Origin of the sequence: Mycobacterium novum, assembly GCF_010726505.1 — a bacterium.
Classification (GTDB): Bacteria; Actinomycetota; Actinomycetes; order Mycobacteriales; family Mycobacteriaceae; genus Mycobacterium; species Mycobacterium algericum.
The window spans coordinates 2,115,377-2,130,384 of sequence record NZ_AP022562.1 but is presented as its reverse complement, the minus strand read 5'-3'; the positions used below and the strand labels follow the sequence as shown (position 1 = coordinate 2,130,384).

Annotated in this window: 17 protein-coding genes; 8 read left to right on the top strand and 9 right to left on the bottom strand. The window is 69.5% G+C overall.

Features of this window, described 5'->3' with window-relative positions; translation table 11 throughout:
* Positions 1-37 precede the first annotated feature (37 nt).
* Positions 38-490: a hypothetical protein gene (locus tag G6N19_RS09915; protein ID WP_041319158.1), complete on the top strand. Its 453-nt coding sequence runs from the start codon at positions 38-40 to the stop codon at positions 488-490.
* Positions 491-509: 19 nt separating this feature from the next.
* Here G6N19_RS09915 and G6N19_RS09910 read toward each other — a convergent pair whose 3' ends face one another.
* From G6N19_RS09910 to G6N19_RS09900, 3 genes are read right to left on the bottom strand one after another with little or no spacing between them, the layout of a single operon-like run.
* Positions 510-863, bottom strand: a complete 354-nt coding sequence (locus G6N19_RS09910) for a DUF732 domain-containing protein (protein WP_193466233.1) — start codon at positions 861-863, stop codon at positions 510-512.
* Positions 860-2,155, bottom strand: a complete 1,296-nt coding sequence (locus G6N19_RS09905) for a PPE family protein (RefSeq protein WP_197912083.1) — start codon at positions 2,153-2,155, stop codon at positions 860-862. The genes G6N19_RS09910 and G6N19_RS09905 overlap by 4 nt, the downstream gene beginning before the upstream one ends.
* Complete coding sequence (locus tag G6N19_RS09900; protein ID WP_193466232.1) at positions 2,152-3,423, bottom strand: PPE family protein; 1,272 nt, start codon at positions 3,421-3,423, stop codon at positions 2,152-2,154. Before G6N19_RS09900 ends, G6N19_RS09905 begins: the two co-directional genes overlap by 4 nt.
* Before the next feature lie 242 nt (positions 3,424-3,665).
* Here G6N19_RS09900 and G6N19_RS09895 point away from each other — a divergent pair, with 242 nt between their 5' ends.
* Together G6N19_RS09895 and G6N19_RS09890 are read left to right on the top strand one after the other, a co-directional pair.
* Positions 3,666-4,877 (top strand): NAD(P)/FAD-dependent oxidoreductase, encoded by a 1,212-nt coding sequence (locus G6N19_RS09895; RefSeq protein ID WP_232062608.1) that lies wholly within the window; start codon positions 3,666-3,668, stop codon positions 4,875-4,877.
* Positions 4,870-5,541 carry a maleylpyruvate isomerase family mycothiol-dependent enzyme gene (locus G6N19_RS09890; protein ID WP_193466231.1) on the top strand — a complete coding sequence of 224 codons (672 nt, stop codon included), beginning with the start codon at positions 4,870-4,872 and terminating at the stop codon, positions 5,539-5,541. The genes G6N19_RS09895 and G6N19_RS09890 overlap by 8 nt, the downstream gene beginning before the upstream one ends.
* On the opposite strand, the gene G6N19_RS09885 is transcribed toward G6N19_RS09890, so the two are convergent.
* The 3 genes from G6N19_RS09885 to G6N19_RS09875 are packed head-to-tail and all read right to left on the bottom strand — an operon-like array spanning position 5,538 to position 8,497.
* Positions 5,538-6,155, bottom strand: a complete 618-nt coding sequence (locus G6N19_RS09885; protein ID WP_083036848.1) for a hypothetical protein — start codon at positions 6,153-6,155, stop codon at positions 5,538-5,540. The genes G6N19_RS09890 and G6N19_RS09885 overlap by 4 nt on opposite strands.
* A gap of 26 nt (positions 6,156-6,181) precedes the next feature.
* Positions 6,182-7,024: an LLM class flavin-dependent oxidoreductase gene (locus tag G6N19_RS09880; RefSeq protein WP_013831121.1), complete on the bottom strand. Its 843-nt coding sequence runs from the start codon at positions 7,022-7,024 to the stop codon at positions 6,182-6,184.
* 15 nt (positions 7,025-7,039) lie between these two features.
* Positions 7,040-8,497: an aldehyde dehydrogenase family protein gene (locus G6N19_RS09875; protein WP_083036853.1), complete on the bottom strand. Its 1,458-nt coding sequence runs from the start codon at positions 8,495-8,497 to the stop codon at positions 7,040-7,042.
* Between the two features lie 154 nt (positions 8,498-8,651).
* Here G6N19_RS09875 and G6N19_RS09870 point away from each other — a divergent pair, with 154 nt between their 5' ends.
* Positions 8,652-9,122, top strand: a complete 471-nt coding sequence (locus G6N19_RS09870; protein WP_193466361.1) for an SRPBCC family protein — start codon at positions 8,652-8,654, stop codon at positions 9,120-9,122.
* A gap of 95 nt (positions 9,123-9,217) precedes the next feature.
* A complete protein-coding gene (locus tag G6N19_RS09865) occupies positions 9,218-9,847 on the top strand; it encodes a TetR/AcrR family transcriptional regulator (protein ID WP_193466230.1) in 630 nt (209 codons plus the stop codon).
* On the opposite strand, the gene G6N19_RS09860 is transcribed toward G6N19_RS09865, so the two are convergent.
* The gene (locus G6N19_RS09860) at positions 9,807-10,751 is read right to left on the bottom strand and encodes an oxidoreductase (RefSeq protein ID WP_193466229.1); all 945 of its coding nucleotides are present in this window, start codon (positions 10,749-10,751) and stop codon (positions 9,807-9,809) included. The genes G6N19_RS09865 and G6N19_RS09860 overlap by 41 nt on opposite strands.
* Before the next feature lie 51 nt (positions 10,752-10,802).
* On the opposite strand from G6N19_RS09860, the gene G6N19_RS09855 reads away from it, so the two are divergent.
* The 3 genes from G6N19_RS09855 to G6N19_RS09845 are packed head-to-tail and all read left to right on the top strand — an operon-like array spanning position 10,803 to position 12,620.
* Positions 10,803-12,029: a cytochrome P450 gene (locus G6N19_RS09855; RefSeq protein ID WP_193466360.1), complete on the top strand. Its 1,227-nt coding sequence runs from the start codon at positions 10,803-10,805 to the stop codon at positions 12,027-12,029.
* A gap of 46 nt (positions 12,030-12,075) precedes the next feature.
* A complete protein-coding gene (locus G6N19_RS09850; protein WP_013831127.1) occupies positions 12,076-12,327 on the top strand; it encodes a type II toxin-antitoxin system ParD family antitoxin in 252 nt (83 codons plus the stop codon).
* Positions 12,324-12,620, top strand: a complete 297-nt coding sequence (locus G6N19_RS09845) for a type II toxin-antitoxin system RelE/ParE family toxin (protein WP_193466228.1) — start codon at positions 12,324-12,326, stop codon at positions 12,618-12,620. Before G6N19_RS09850 ends, G6N19_RS09845 begins: the two co-directional genes overlap by 4 nt.
* 20 nt (positions 12,621-12,640) lie before the next feature.
* Here the strand turns inward: G6N19_RS09845 and G6N19_RS09840 are convergent, their stop codons facing one another.
* Entirely contained in the window at positions 12,641-13,144 is a 504-nt protein-coding gene (locus G6N19_RS09840) for an SRPBCC family protein (protein WP_193466359.1), read from the bottom strand.
* A 35-nt stretch (positions 13,145-13,179) separates the two neighbouring features.
* Entirely contained in the window at positions 13,180-14,943 is a 1,764-nt protein-coding gene (locus G6N19_RS09835) for an N-acyl-D-amino-acid deacylase family protein (protein ID WP_193466227.1), read from the bottom strand.
* Positions 14,944-15,008: the final 65 nt, after the last annotated feature.

The window sequence follows — 15,008 nt, the reverse complement described above, 5'->3', positions numbered from 1 at the left end:
CGGCATCAGGCCGGACACGCCGGTACCCTCGCCTGGTATGAGACCGATGAAGCTGGCAGCGGCGGCGGTCATGCTGGCGGCGTGCGGCGCAGCCACCGGTGTCGCCGGGGCCGAGCCGACTCCGGCGCCCGCCCCCGCGCCCGCACCGAAACAGGTGATCGACACCGACGGCACCTTCACCGTCGGAAAGGACATTGCGCCGGGTACCTACCGCTCGGACGGGCCGCGCGAGGGAAACGCCTGCTACTGGCGCCGAAACAGCGGCGACAAGATCGTCGACAGCGCGATGACCAAGAAACCGCAGGTGGTGCTGATCGAGCCCAGCGACACCACCTTCCGCACCGACCGCTGCGCGCCTTGGCAACTGACCGAATGCCCGCCCACCTGTGCGCCGGTGCCGCAGCAGTCGGCGGGACTGCCCGACGTGCTGAAGGGCTTCGTGCCGCAGCAACGGCCGGCCGCTCCCTCGCCCGCTCCCAGCGGGGGCTAGCCGCGGGCCTCGCGGCCCCTCACTTCGTGACGAGCTGGTGCGGGCAGTAGGTGTTCGCCGCAATGGCAGCAAACTGCGCCGCGCCGTCGGTGGTGAACCCGGGATTGGTGGCCTTCAGGTCGGAGATCACCTGCAGGCCGGGTTCGCCGCGGTCCACCAGCCCGCAGACCGCGCGGGCGGCCTCGATGGCCTGACCGGGGCTGCTGTAGGTGATACCGGCCGCCCGCAGCGACTCCAGAAAGGCCGCGTTGTGGGCGGCGCCGGCCACGACGTCGGGGTCGAGCTGGGCGCCCGGTCCGGGGTCGGGGACTGCCGGAGCCGCGCCGGCAACGGCGAGGACGGCGGCAACGCCCAGCGCCGGCAGCGGCTTCACGGCATCGCCGTCGCCGTGGCGGATCCGGCGGTGCCGGCGTCCCGGGCGGTCTTTCTCAGGTGCACCGCGTGGAAGCCGGGCTTCTTCGCCAGTTCCTCGAGCAGGTCGTCCAAGCCCGCCTCGTCGATCTGCCAGTGCTGCACCGCATCCTTCTGTTTCTGCAACTGGGCCAGGACACGGTCGAGTTGAACCGGGGCGGTGCCCTTGCCGCCCCGGCCGCCCTTTCCGCCGCTGCCGGACCCGCCGCGGATATTGGCGCCGTTGATCAGCTGCGAGCCCGGAGCCCCCAGGGCGCCGCCGGTCAGGGCACCCAACGCCGCCGGGTTGAGCAGGCCGGCCGCCGGCGCCGCGACGGCGCCGGCAGGCGTGGGCAGTGAGGCCGGCAGTGCGGTGGCGGCCAGCCGGATCGCCGGGGTGGCGGTCGCCCAGCCCGGCGGCACCGATAACGCCCCGACCGTAGGCGCCGCACCCACTCCGGCCGTCACCGCGCGGGCCATCCCGGCGCGCGCCGCCGACGCCGGCCCGCCGCTCAAACCGGCGCCCAGCCCGGCACCGAGCGCGGACCTCGGGATCTCCGGCAGCAGTGCCTGCGGCTTGTAGAACGACTTGAACTGGACCATGCCGAAGTTGGGACCGCTCAACACGACATTGCCCAGCCCACCGAATTTCATGACCCCACCGAGGGTGCTGAACAGTCCCTCGTAGATGCCCGAAATCTCGGAGGCATCCCCGGCCGCGGCGATGCCCGGTCCGGCTTGGCCGGCCGGGTTGGCGGATTGCGGCGGCGAGGCGAACGGGGTGAGCCGGGTGGCCGACGCGGCGGCGGCCTCGTATTGGACCATCGCGGCGGCGTCCTGCGCCCACATCTGCGCGTACTGGGCGTCAGCGGCCGCGATCGCCGCGGTGTTCTGCCCGAGGGTGTTGGTCGCCAGCAGCGCTTCTCGCAGGCTGCGGTTGGCCGCGATCACCGGCGGTGGCACCACCGCGGCCAGCGCCACCTCGAAGGCGCTCGCCGCGGCGCCGGCCTGCGCCGCCGCCTGAGTGGCCTGCGCGGCCGCACCCGACACCCAGTCCACGAAGGGCGTTGCGGCAGCGACCATCGCCGCCGACGACGGACCGATCCAGTCGACCGTCAACGTCGACAGCACGGCGCGATAGGAGGCCGTGACGGCCTGCAGTTCGGTGGCCAATCCCTGCCAGGCGGTGGCCGCGGCCAGCAGTGATTCGGCACCCGGGCCGGCGTAGAGCAGGCCCGAGGTGACCTCCGGGGGAATGGTCGCGAAGTCGATCATGAGCCACCGCCCTCCTCGGGCACCGGGATGACCAGGATGGTCGCGGTGGTCAGCGCCTCGGTGTCGGGCGCCTTGTCGATCACCCGCGCGGCACCGCCCGCGACCGACTGCACCGCGGTGCCGCCGAGGGCGCGGCCGGCCAGGCTCGACAGCGCCATCTCGTTGAACATCGCAGTCGATGAGCCCTCGACGGCGAACGCCGCGGCGCCGGCGCTGGCCGGGCTGCCCGACAGTGCCGCCGGCAGCGCCTTTCCGGCCGGTGCGGCGGTAGCCCAGCTCGCCGGCACGGACAGCGATCCGACCATGCTCGCCTGTCCGGCGCTCGCCGCCACCGTGGCACCCGTCGAGCCCACCGCCGACAGTGGCAGCTGGGAGGAGATGTACCCACCCGTCAGCGGGCCCAGTGCACCGGTGACCGGTGCCGGGCCGCTGAGCACGCCGGCCACGCCGGGCGGGTTCTGAGCCAAGCCGACGAGCTGCCCGGCGATCAGCCACCCGCTGCCGAGGTTGGAGAGGTGACCGAGCGGCGAATACGGCCCCACCAGGTCGCCCAGCAGCTTGCCGACGTCCCCGATGCCCGAACCGACGTCACCGAGCGACGACGCCGCCTGTGCCGGGGACGGGTTGAGGTTCTGCAGCGCTCGGGGCACCGCGGACATCAGCTGCGAAACCCGCGACGGGGCGACCGAGGCGGTCCTGACCCCGGCATTCTCCGCTGCCGTGACCGCCCGGGTCACGGCGGCGAGGTCGGCCGCCTGCGGGGCCGGGTCGAACACGCTGACCTGGGTGGCAGCCGCCGCCGAGCCGGCGTAGGCGTACATGGCCGCAGCGTCCTGCGCCCACATCTCGGCGTAGAGCGCATCGGTCGCCGCGATCGCCGGGGTGTTCTGCCCCAGCAGGTTCGTCGCAACCAGCATCATGTGCAGGCTGCGGTTGGCCGCGATCACCGGCGGCGGGACGTGCGCCGCAAACGCGGCCTCGTAGGCTGCGGCCGCCGCGGCGACCTGGGCGGCCACGTGCTCGACCCGCAGCGCCGTCGCACCGATCCACTCCGCGTAGGGCGTGGCCGCTACCGCCATCGACATCGCGGACGGCCCGTGCCAGGACCCGGCCAGATCGGCGATCACCGAACGGTAGGCCGCGGCCGCGGCGTGCAATTCGCCGGCCAGCCCGGCCCACGCGGCGGCGGCGGCCAGCAGCGGCCCGGGCCCCGCTCCGGAATACATCAAGCCGGAGTGGACTTCTGGGGGCGTCGCTGCGAATTCCATCTCACCTGACCTCCGGACGTGGGGACTCCGACGGCCACCCAAGGTGGCCAGGAAGCGAATCTAAAGTGACTCTCTGGTAGATCGCCGGGAGGCACCTGTCCGACATCCTGGAGAAGGCTGGGCCCGCGATCACATGCCGGTGGGCGGCCCCGACCGCAGCGATCTTACTGTTACGCCAAGATACTCTTAAGTTTCTTAATTTCTGTGTATCGTGGGTCCCTGGTGTCGGGAAGGGGATTGCAGTGGGCGAATCGGGAACGTCTGCGGTCGTGCTGGGAGCCGGGATGGCCGGACTGCTGGCGGCTCGGGTGGTGTCGGAGTTCTACGACTCCGTCACGGTGGTGGACCGCGATCGGCTGCCCGATCACCCGGTCCACCGCCAGGGGGTACCGCAGGGCCGCCATCTGCACAGCTTCCTCACCGGCGACACGAACATCCTCGGCGAACTGTTCCCGGGCATCCTCGACGAGCTCGCCGCCGCCGGCGCGGTGGTGATCGACAACCCCGACCTGTCCGGGCGGTACGCCCAGGTGCGAGGCCGTGTCGACCGGATCGGCAACGTCGCATTTCTTGACGGCCACGACGCGATCGAGCCGGTGCACCACCGGGGCGCGGTCACCGGTGTCCGCGTCAGGAATCAACGCAACCGCCTCACGCAGGTGCTGCACGCCGACCTGGTCGTCGATGCGACGGGACGCGCTTCACACACCGCCGAGTTCCTGGCCGAGCACGGCTTCGGCAGCGTGCCCGAACAGCGCCGCAACGCGAACTGGGGCTACTCCAGTCAGTTGCTGCGCATCCCGCCGGACCGGGTCACCGACCGGCTGGTCTTCGTCAACCGGGGCCGGCCCGCCCCGGTGCTGTTGCTGGTGCCCTACGAACGCGACACCTGGATGCTGGTCATCGCCCACAGCGACGAGCACGGCGCTCCCCCATCCGATTTCACCGCCCTGCTGGCCGCGGCCAAGCAAGTCCTGCCCGCCGACATCATGGCTGGGTTACGCGATGCCACGCCGATGGGCGAGCTCACGGTGTCCCGCGACACCGGCGCGTTATGGCACCGCTACGACCGAATGCCGCGGTTGCCCGCCGGGTTGGTGGTGATCGGCGACGGGCTGTGCCGGCTCAATCCGCTGCACGGGCAGGGCATGACGATGGCGGCACTCGAGACGGTCGCGCTGCGCGACTGCCTGCGCGAGCGCGGACCGGAGCTGCCGCAGCGGTTCTTTCGCGCCGCGGCCGACCGGATCGCACCGATCTGGGCCGCGAACGCCGCCGCGGACCAGCCATCCTCGCCGGATCACCCGCAACCGCTCCGCCGCCGGCTCGACCGCCGGTTCGCCGAGGCGGCCAACCTGCGCGGCAGCCGACATCTCACCCGCCCGCTGATTCCCGAAAGCCCTACGGGCACCCTGCTTTCGCGACGCCCCAGCGCAGGGGGCTCCCATGCTTGACGCAACCTACCGCGCCGCTCGCGGCCGGATCGGGGCGCTGGCCGCCGGGCTCGGCGACCACCAACTGCGCACGCCCGTCCCGGCCACGCCCGGCTGGACGGTGCACGACGTGCTGGCCCACCTGGCCGGCGGCGCCGCCGACGTCCTGGCGGGTCGATTCGACGGTGCCCCGGGCGATACCTGGACGGCGCGGCACGTCGCCGAACGCCGCGGGCGCCCGGTCGAGGAGTTGCTCGACGAATGGCAGCGTGCCGCCCCCACGGTCGAATCCAGTCTGCCGAAGCAGCACACCGGCCCGAACCTGGCCGCGGACGCGATCTGCCACGAAGCGGACCTGCACGAGGCGCTGGGCCTGCCCCGCACCGACCGCGAGCACTGGCAGCCGTTCCTGGACGTGATGGGCTACTTTCCCGGCCGCCGGCTGCGCGACACCGCCACGCTGGTGATCACCGACGAGCTGGGACAGGAATGGCGTTGCGGCTCAGGGGCGTCGGTGACGGTGCTGCGCGCCGACGGCTATGAACTGCTGCGCGGCGTGTTCAGCCGGCGGTCGCGCCGGCAGATCGGCGCCTGGGACTGGTCGCCCGAGCCACTCGGTCAGCTCGTCGACGGGTTCGGCGCGTTCGGTCCCCGCGACGACGACCAGCCGATCCCGGCCGGCTAAGCGCAGGAGGTGAGCCGCGGCGGGGAGAACGTCACCGAGCCGACTCCTCCCACGATCAGTCCGTTGTCGGCCAGCGTCATCGCGGTCACATACGAGCAGGTCTGAATTTCGGTCAGCCCGTTGAGGTAGACCACGTCGAAGGCGTAGGCGAAGTTGCGGACCAACTGTCCCGCCGTCCAGGGCACGTCGACGACGAAGCCCAACGACGATCCCGACGGCGCGCCGAGCACCCGGGGACCGCGCTCACCGATGTGCGGTGTGATCGAGAACGCCACGCCGTCGCGTTTGGTGCCGGTCAGACCGGTGCTGTTGATCCGGTAGCCGGTGGCCGCGGCCGGCACCAACGGTCCGGGACGGATGTTGGTGCTGAACAACACGGAGTAGTTCGTGCCGCCGGCGACGGCGGTGGTGCTGAAGCTGGTCGAGGTGAACTCTTCGGGCAGTTGCACCACGCAGTTCTCGATCAGTTCGTTGGGATCGCCGCACTCCTGCGAACCGGGCGGCTGCGCCCCGGCGCGGGGTGCGGTGAGCACGATACCCAGGGCCGGCAGCGACCACGCGGCGCCGCGCACGAAGGTGCGCCGGGAGATGGCCTTGTTCGGAATGTCTGTCACGAGTGACCCTTTCTTCCGCGACGCCCTCACTCCCCCAGTGCAGAAACTACCCGCTTTCCGAACTCGGCGATCGTTTCCGGTGCAGCGAAATCGGAGAACCACACATAGAAGCGTTGTGCGCCGTGGTCGCGCAGGCCGGTGAAGTAGGCGACCAGTTCGTCGGCGCCGCCGCAGACCAGCCCGGGTCCCAGCTGACTGAACCGGCGGCGGGCCGTGCCGATCACCGCCTCGGCGTCAGCACCGTCGCCGACGAAACCGACCATCTGCTGCACCGAGGCCCGCGCCGAACCGATCTTGCCCACCAGTTGCGGCAGTTCGTTGACGTGGGTGGCCGGTAGATTCCACCAATCCGCATGCTGAGCAACCAGTTTCAGCATCCTCGGGCCACGTCCGGCCAGCAGCAGCGGGATCGGGCTGCTCGGTGTCGGCAGCTGGGTGTCCGCACCGCCGGACCAGTAGCGTTTCAGGGCGGTCACTGTCTGTTCCAGGGCGGTGACACGTGCGCCCGCGGTGGGTTCACCAAGGCCGAACCGGGCCAACTCGTCGGGCATCGACCCCGATCCCAGCCCCAGCTCGAACCGCCCGCCGGTGGCCTCGGCCAGGGTCACCGCCTGCTTGGCCAGCACCGCCGCGTGCCGAAACGCATCGCAGAGCACCAGGTGGCCGATCCGCAGCCGCTCGGTGTGCGCGGCGACCCAGGTGGCGATCGTCATCGCCTCCCACAGCGGCGCGTCGGGCGCCATCGGTGTCTCGAGGTGGTCGAGGAACGCCAGGCCGTCGAAACCGCTGGCCTCGGCGGTGCGTGCCCGCAGCACGATGTCGGTGATGCTCAGCCTGCTCTGCGGCAGGAACAAAAACCATTCGGCCATCACCAGCCCCCGGTGCTACAGCGCCGCCCAGATCGACTTGGTCTTCAGATAGGCGTCGATGCCCTCGTAGCCGAATTCCTTGCCGACGCCGGACTGCTGGTAGCCGCCGAACGGCACGTTGTGGTCGAAGGTCAGCTGGCAGTTCAAGCCCACCATGCCGGCGTTGAGCCGCTTGCCCAGGTCGTGGGCGCGGGCCAGATTCGTGGTCCAGGCGGTGGCGGCCAGGCCGTAGCTGGTGTCGTTGGCCATCGCCACGGCTTCGTCGTCGTCGTCGAACGGCAGGATCGTGACAACCGGGCCGAAGATCTCCTCGCGGTACAGCCGGCTGGTCGCCGGGTCGACGCCGGTGACCACGGTCGGCTTGACGAAGTACCCCTTGCGATCCAACCGGTAACCGCCACTGACGATTTCGACGCCGTCCTTCTTACCCTGGTCGATGTAACCCAGCACCCGATCGAGTTGCTTCTGGCTGACCAGCGGGCTGATCATGGCGCCCTCGTCCTTCGGGCCGCCCAACACCAGGTTGTCCCCGATCATCGCGATGCCGGCCACCACTCGCTCGTAGACGCTGCGCTGCACGAAGATTCGTGAACCGCACACGCAGCCCTGACCCGAGTGCACGAAGATGCCCATCGAGGCCATCATGATCGCCATGTCCAGGTCGGCGTCGGAATAGATGAGCACCGGGGACTTGCCGCCCAGCTCGAGTGTGACCTTCTTCAGATTGTCCGCCGAGTCACGCATGATCTGCTTGCCCACCTCGGTGGAGCCGGTGAAGGCCACCTTCTCCACGTCGGGGTGCGCGGTGATCGCGGCCCCGGCGGTGGCGCCGTAGCCGATCACGAAGTTGGTGACGCCGTCGGGCACACCGGCTTGCGCGATCAGCTTCTCCAGCAGCACCGCCGACAGCGGGGTCTCCTCGGCCGGTTTGACCACGCTGCTGCAGCCGGCGGCCAGCGCGGGCGCGACCTTGGCGCAGGCGTTGAACAGCGGGCCGTTCCAGGGGTAGATCAGCCCGACGACGCCGTAGGGCTCCTTGTGGGTGTAGGCGTGGAAATTGGCGTGGGTGCTGTTGACACCGCCCTCCATCTGCACCTGGTAGCTGGCGCCGTTGAGCTTGGTGCACCAGCCGGCGTAGTAGCGGAAGAACTCCGCGCAGGTGGACACGATCATCTCGGCCTGGGCCGGCGGCATGCCGGCGTCCAGCGACTCCAGTTCGGTGAACTCCTTGGCATGCTCGTCGATGAGGTCACCGAGGCGCCACAGCACCTTGGCGCGCTCGCGAGCCGCGATGTCGGTCCAGACGCCCGACTGGTAGGCCGCCTTGGCGCGGGCGACGGCCTCGTCGACGGCTTCAGGGCCGGCGTCGCGGAACTCGGTGATCTGCTCCTCGGTGGCCGGGTCGATCACCGCGATCAGCTCGCCGGTTCCGGGACGCTTCGCCAGATCATCGATAACCGACTGCACTGCCATAACTGGACCCTTCCCGTCGCGGAGATGCTGGGCACTTGCTTAGCACCCGGCGGGCGGCGCGGTCAACAGTGAGACAGTTTATTCATCATCTGTAAAGGTGTGTTGAGTGCGGGCGCTGGTCGGCGGCGCGCACGACGACCAGAAAGGCACGGCGTTGGGCATCGTCACCACCACCTCGGAAACCGCGTTCAGCCACGCCGCTGAGACGATCTACGACTTCGTCACGGATCCGGCCAACTGGACGAAGACCTATCCCGGCAGTGCCCACATCGAGAACCTGCCCGACCGACTGCCGCTGCAGGTGGGCGACACCTGGACCGAGGCCGGCCCGGACGGTGAACGGATCTTCAGCTGGCAGCTGGCGATGGCGACGCGCCCCAGACTGTGGGTCTTCAATTCGGTCGGGCGCCTCGGGCACGACCGCGACGGCAACGGCGGAATGGAGGGCCGGATCACCGTCCAGTACCACTTCACCCGGCCCGCTGAGGATGTCACGCTGTTTACCCGCACCATGACCGTCGAGGCTTACAAGCATGCGCCGCTGCCCGACGGTTTCTTCCGCGCGGTCAACCCCGCCAGGATCGACGACTATCACGCCGCCATCGCTCGAGAGTTGGGAGCCTGACGGGTCTGTCTCGGTCTATCCAGGGCGATCCGAGACCGCGGGTCGGCTACGGTTCCGGCTATGAATCAACGCCGAGCCCTGGCACGGAGGTTCTGATGCGCACCCGCGGTTGGGGCGGTGATGTGCCCGCCAGCGACGAGGAGGCGATCACGCGGATCCTCCAAGCCACCCGGCGCACCATTGACGAACGCGGCGAACAGACCAGCATCGCCGATGTGGCCCGCACCCTCGGTGTGACCCGTCAGACCGTCTACCGCTACTTCCCCAGCACCGAGGAGTTGCTGTCGGCCACTGCGATCGACGGCGTCGGAGACTTCCTGGACCAGCTCGCCGCGGCACTGGCCGGGATGGCCGATCCCGGGGACGCGGTTGCCGAGGGCATCGCGCTGACCCTGGAACGACTTCCCGACGATCCCTACGTCGGCCTGCTGCTGCGCGCCCAGCAGCCCAGCGCCTTCGCCACAACAGTGACCACCGACACCGGCCGCGCCTTCGGCCACTCGCTGCTGCAGCGGCTGGATGTCGACTGGACGGGCTTCGATGAGCAGGCCATCGACGACATCATCGAGATGGTGCTGCGCACCCTGCAGTCGTTCATCCTGGCGCCGCCGCCCGCCCCGGGCGATGAGTTGCGCCGCCTGCTGCGCCGGTGGATCGCCCCGGCGGTGACCGCGGCGCGGGGCGCTACGAAGGTTCGCGGGTCAGTGGGTAGCTCACGCCGGTGAGATCCTCGGCGATCTGCCAGAGCCGCTGCTGCGCCTCGACGTCGTGGGCGCGCCCCGCGGCCCGGACCAGCACCGGCGGGCCGATCTGCTCGAAACGCCCACCCGGCCCGTAGAACTGGCCGCCCGCCGCGGCCGGATCGGTCGCCGCCCGCAGGATCGGCAGTGCCCCGTCGGCCGGGGCCTGGGTGAACCAGCCGGTCAGGTGGCGGAAGCGCCGGTTGAACACCCAGCGAACCGATCGGGATTGCTCGCGCAGGATCCCGGTGCGGGTCCCGCCGGGGTGTGCTGCCAGCGAGATCGCTTGGCTGCCCAGCGATTCCAGTCGCCGCTGCAGTTCGAACACGGCCATCAGCTGAGCGAGCTTGGACTGGGTGTAGGCCGCCGCCGGGGTGAACGAGGACTCCAGCTGCAGATCGTCGAACGAGATCCGGCCACCCCGACTGGTTTTGCTGTTCACCGCGACGATCCGCCCCGACCCGGAGGCGAGCACCCGGTCGAGCAACAGTCCGGTCAGGGCGAATGGCCCGAGGAAGTTGGTACCGAGGTCGCCCTCAAAGCCATCGACGGTCAGCTGCCGCGTTTGGTGCATGACCCCGGCGTTGTTGACCAGGATGTCGATGACCGGGTATGACGCCCGCAACTGTGCGGCGCAGCCGCGCACCGACGCCAGGTCGCTGACATCCAGGCGCGCCACGTCGATGCGCGCGGCCGGGGCCGTCCGCAGGATGTCACGGCGGGCCGTGTCGGCAGCCTCGAGGTTGCGGCAGGCCAGTACGACGTCGGCGCCGAGGCCGGCCAGGCCCCGGGCGACCTCGAGGCCGACACCGGTGTTGGCTCCGGTCACGACGGCGGTCCGCCCGTGCTGGGGTGACGCCTGCGCCAAGGTCCAGTCCGTCGCACTCACACGCCGAACTATAGACGGGACACCACAATCAATGTGTATGGTCCTGTCTTGATGCACGACGACGTCGACCTCACCGACCTGGACCGGTTCACGTCCGGCTTTCCGTATCACGTCTTCGATGTGTTACGCCGCGAATCGCCGGTCTGGTTCCATCCGGCCACCGCCCACTCCCCGGGCGGCGAAGGGTTCTGGGTGCTCAGCCGCTACGCCGACATCGTCGCCGCGGCCACCGACAGCGAGACGTTCTCCTCGGAGACCGGCGGCGGGCGCGACGGCGGCGGCACCACCCTGGAGGACATGCCGCTCGGGTTCGCCGTCGGCGCACTGCTGAACATGATGGACGATCCGCGGCATGCCAAATTCCGAAAGTTGCTGATGCCCAGCATGACTCCGCGGGCGCTGCGCGGCATCGAGCAGGATCTGCGCCGGCGCGCGGTGGCGATCGTCGACGCCGCGCTCGCCAAACGGGAATGCGACTTCCTGGCCGATGTCGCCGCGGAGCTGCCGCTGCAGGCCGTCGCGGAGCTGGTGGGCGTGCCGCAGCAGGATCGCCACGAGCTGATGGACTGGGCCAACGTCACCTTGGACTACGAGGACCGCGAAGTCGGCGAGGTCAGCGACCGGTTGGTGCAGGCCCATGCCCGGATGCACGCCTACGGGGCCGAGCTGCTGGAATACAAGCGCGCCCACCCGGCCGATGACCTGCTGTCGGTGGTGACGCACGCCGAGATCGACGGCGAGCCGCTCACCGCCAACGAGCAGCAGATGTTTTTGAGCCTGATCATGGCCGCGGGCAGCGAGACGACACGCAATTCGATTGCGATCGGCATGTCGGCACTCAGCGAGCACCCCGAGGCCTGGGAGCGGTTACGCCGGGACCGGCAGCTGCTGCCGGTGGCCGTCGAGGAGCTGCTGCGCTGGGCGTCGTCAACGCCGTACAACCGGCGCACCGCCACCCGCGACGTCGAACTGCACGGCCGGCAGATCCGTGCCGGTGACAAGGTGAGCCTGTGGTGGGCGTCGGCGAACCGCGACGAGTCGGTGTTCGCCGAGCCCTACACCTTCGACATTCTGCGGAACCCCAACCCGCACCTGACATTCGGGCGCGGCGTGCACTTCTGCCTCGGCTCCACGCTGGCGCGCCTGGAGATGCGGGTGATCTTCGACGTGCTGCTCGACCGGGTGGGCACCGTGACCTTGACCGGCCCGATCGAGTACGTCCGCAGCAACAAGCACGCCGGGGTCCGGCACATGCCGGTCACCATCGAGCCGCGCTGAGGCCGGCCCTCGGCCCAGCATACCAATTTTTGGTATCGTGGCAGACATGGGCAAGAACACGTCCTTCGTGCTCGACGATCATTACCAGGCCTTCATCGACCAGGAGATCGCAGCCGGACGCTACCGATCGGTCAGCGAGGTTATCCGCTCGGCATTGCGGCTGCTGGAGGATCGCGAAGCACAACTGCGGGCCCTGCGCACCGCCCTCGAGGACGGTGAACGTAGCGGCGAGTCGACGCCGTTTGACTTCGATGCCTTCCTCGACCGCAAACGGACGGATGCGTCGCGTATCCGGTGACTGTTCGATACCTGCTCTCACCTGCCGCGCGAGCAGATCTGGAACAGATCTGGGATTACACCGCGGACCGCTGGGGCGTCGACCAGGCCGAAGAGTACCTGCGCGAGCTCCAGTACGCGATCGAACGTCTTGCCGCGAAGCCACGGATCGGCCGAACCTGTGACGAGATCCGACCCGGCTATCGCAAACTATCGGCCGGATCCCACACGCTGTTCTATCGACTGACTGCCGACGCCGTCGTCGACGTAGTTCGGGTCTTGCACCAACGGATGGACACCGAGCGGCATCTCTGAAGCTCGCAGTCTCCGCACCCCTACCCGCGCTGCACCGTCGCAAACCGCTGGTCGGTGTAGCGGCGGAGATTCGACAGGAACCGGCGAAACGCCAGGTTCATCAACGGGCCGCTCACCGGGGAGAACAGCTTCGCCGGGCCGGTGAGCCGATTGGCCAGGGTCCAGGTCAGCCGGCAGCCCTGCGGAGTCGGTTCGATGCGGTAGTCCTCGACGAAGACCGCCAGCGCCGATGTCGAGCTGGCGTTGAACCGAAACGCCATGTGCCGGCAGGGTTCCCAGGCGAGGAACTCCTCGTCGCCGATGATGCCGCCGCGCATGTCGACCAGGCGGGTGGTGCCGACACCGTGCGGCTCGGGGCTGGTCCAGGTCACGCTGGTGATCACCGACGCCCAGCGCGGCCAGGCGTCGGCGTCGGCGAGCACCTCCCACACCTGCTCGGGGGTCACGGCCAGCTCGACACTGTTGCTGAACCGCTGCGGCGCCTGGTCGATGAAGCCGAGATCGACTTGCTCGCAGGGATACATCCGGGCCAAGGGATTTCCTTTCCGTGCTTCGTGATTCAGCGTGCGCCGCGCACCAGCCGGCCCGGGCGGGCGCCGGTGTCGGTGCCGTTGCGTCGGGTGACGGTACCGCTGACGATCGTGGCGTCATAACCGCTGGCGCCCTGCAGCAGCCGGCGGCCACCGGCCGGCAGGTCATAGGCCATCCGGGCCGGGTGCAGGGTCAGCGCCGCCATGTCGATCACGTTGATATCGGCCTTCTTGCCCAGCTCGATGACGCCGCGATCGGTCAGGCCGAACAGCTGTGCGGTGTCTCGGCACTGCTTGCGCACCACGTACTCCAACGGCAGTTTGTCCCCGCGGTGCCGGTCACGGGCCCAGTGCGTCAGTAGATACGTGGGATAGGAGGCGTCGCAGATCATTCCGCAGTGCGCGCCGCCGTCGGACAGGCCCAGCACGCCGGCCGGGTGGGTGAGCATCTCGCGGATCGCGTCGTGGTTGCCGTCGGCGTAGTTGAAGAACGGCAGCATCAGCATCGCGCCGGCGTCGTCGCGCAGCATCAGGTCATACAGCGTCGACAGCGGGTCCTCGCCGCGCGCCGCCGCGATCGCGGCCACCGAACGGTCCGGGGTCGGCTCGTAGTCCGGCGGGTCTCCCAGGTCGTAGATGCGGTGCAGCGAGTGCTGCACCAGCGCGAACATCCCGTCGAACTGCAGCGAGGTGTCGACGGGCAGGTCGTCTTCGGCCAGGATCGCGGCCTTGACCGCCGGCTCGGCGAGCCGCTGCGCCAGTTCCTCGCGACTGCACTGTTCTTTGAGCCGGCGGTAGGTCGGGCGGTGGGTGAACCCGTGGTGCCCGGGGAAGCCGAGCAGCATGCCGAAGGGCCGGGCGGCGATCTGCGGATACAGCGCACTGCCCGCCTGGTGGGCGGCGGCGGAGACGTCGAGCTGTTCGCGCCACAGGTTCGGGTCGGCATCGACCTGAATCAGCGCGAACGACAACGGGCGGTCGATCTCGGCGCTGAGGCGCTGCATCCATTCGAGCTCATTTTTCGGTGCGACGATGTCCTCACCAGCCGCACCCTGCGGCGCGAGTTCGAACACCGCCTGACCGCCGGCGGCCATCGCGCGGCCCAGCCCGAACAGTTCGTCTTCGGCGGCGAAGGTGCCCGGCACCGGTTCGCCGTCCATCGCGCGGTGCGCCAGCGTGCGTGAGGTCGAAAAGCCCAGCGCCCCAGCCTCGATCGCCTCTTGCACCAGCCTGCTCATCGCGGCGATGTCGTCGGAGGTGGCCGGCTCGTTGCGGGCGCCGCGCTCACCCATGGCATACGCGCGGACCGCCCCGTGCGCCACCTGGCTGCCGACGTCGACGGCGAAGCTCTGCCGGTCCAGCGCATCCAGATACTCGGGGTAGCTCTCCCATCCCCAGGTGATGCCTTCGGTCAGCGCGGTGCCCGGGATGTCTTCGACACCCTCCATCAGCTTGATCAGCCACTCCTCGCGGCCGGGGCGCACCGGGGCGAAACCGACGCCGCAGTTGCCGCTGACGATCGTCGTCACACCGTGCCCGCTGGACGGTTCCAGCAGGCTGTCCCAGCTGACCTGCCCGTCGTAGTGGGTGTGGATGTCGACGAATCCGGGGGCGACAATGCGGCCGGTGGCGTCGATCGTCTCGGCTGCCGCACCGCTCAGACCGGGATCATCGGCTCCGGTGCGGCGGTGGACCGCCACGATCTTGCCCTCCCGGATACCGATGTCGCCCGGGTAGCGGTCGGCCCCGGTCCCGTCGACGACGGTGCCACCGGTGATCACGAGGTCATACACGGCCGTCTCCTTCGAAGTACCGGGCGCGGCGAAGAATGATGTTGATCAATTTGTACACATTTCGT

Coding starts and splice junctions, on each gene's coding strand:
- G6N19_RS09915 (WP_041319158.1), top strand. CDS start 38: ATGAGACCGATGAAGCTGGCAGCGGCGGCGGTCATGCTGGCGGCGTGC.
- G6N19_RS09905 (WP_197912083.1), bottom strand. CDS start 2,155: ATGATCGACTTCGCGACCATTCCCCCGGAGGTCACCTCGGGCCTGCTC.
- G6N19_RS09900 (WP_193466232.1), bottom strand. CDS start 3,423: ATGGAATTCGCAGCGACGCCCCCAGAAGTCCACTCCGGCTTGATGTAT.
- G6N19_RS09890 (WP_193466231.1), top strand. CDS start 4,870: ATGCTTGACGCAACCTACCGCGCCGCTCGCGGCCGGATCGGGGCGCTG.
- G6N19_RS09880 (WP_013831121.1), bottom strand. CDS start 7,024: ATGGCCGAATGGTTTTTGTTCCTGCCGCAGAGCAGGCTGAGCATCACC.
- G6N19_RS09875 (WP_083036853.1), bottom strand. CDS start 8,497: ATGGCAGTGCAGTCGGTTATCGATGATCTGGCGAAGCGTCCCGGAACC.
- G6N19_RS09865 (WP_193466230.1), top strand. CDS start 9,218: ATGCGCACCCGCGGTTGGGGCGGTGATGTGCCCGCCAGCGACGAGGAG.
- G6N19_RS09855 (WP_193466360.1), top strand. CDS start 10,803: ATGCACGACGACGTCGACCTCACCGACCTGGACCGGTTCACGTCCGGC.
- G6N19_RS09850 (WP_013831127.1), top strand. CDS start 12,076: ATGGGCAAGAACACGTCCTTCGTGCTCGACGATCATTACCAGGCCTTC.
- G6N19_RS09840 (WP_193466359.1), bottom strand. CDS start 13,144: ATGTATCCCTGCGAGCAAGTCGATCTCGGCTTCATCGACCAGGCGCCG.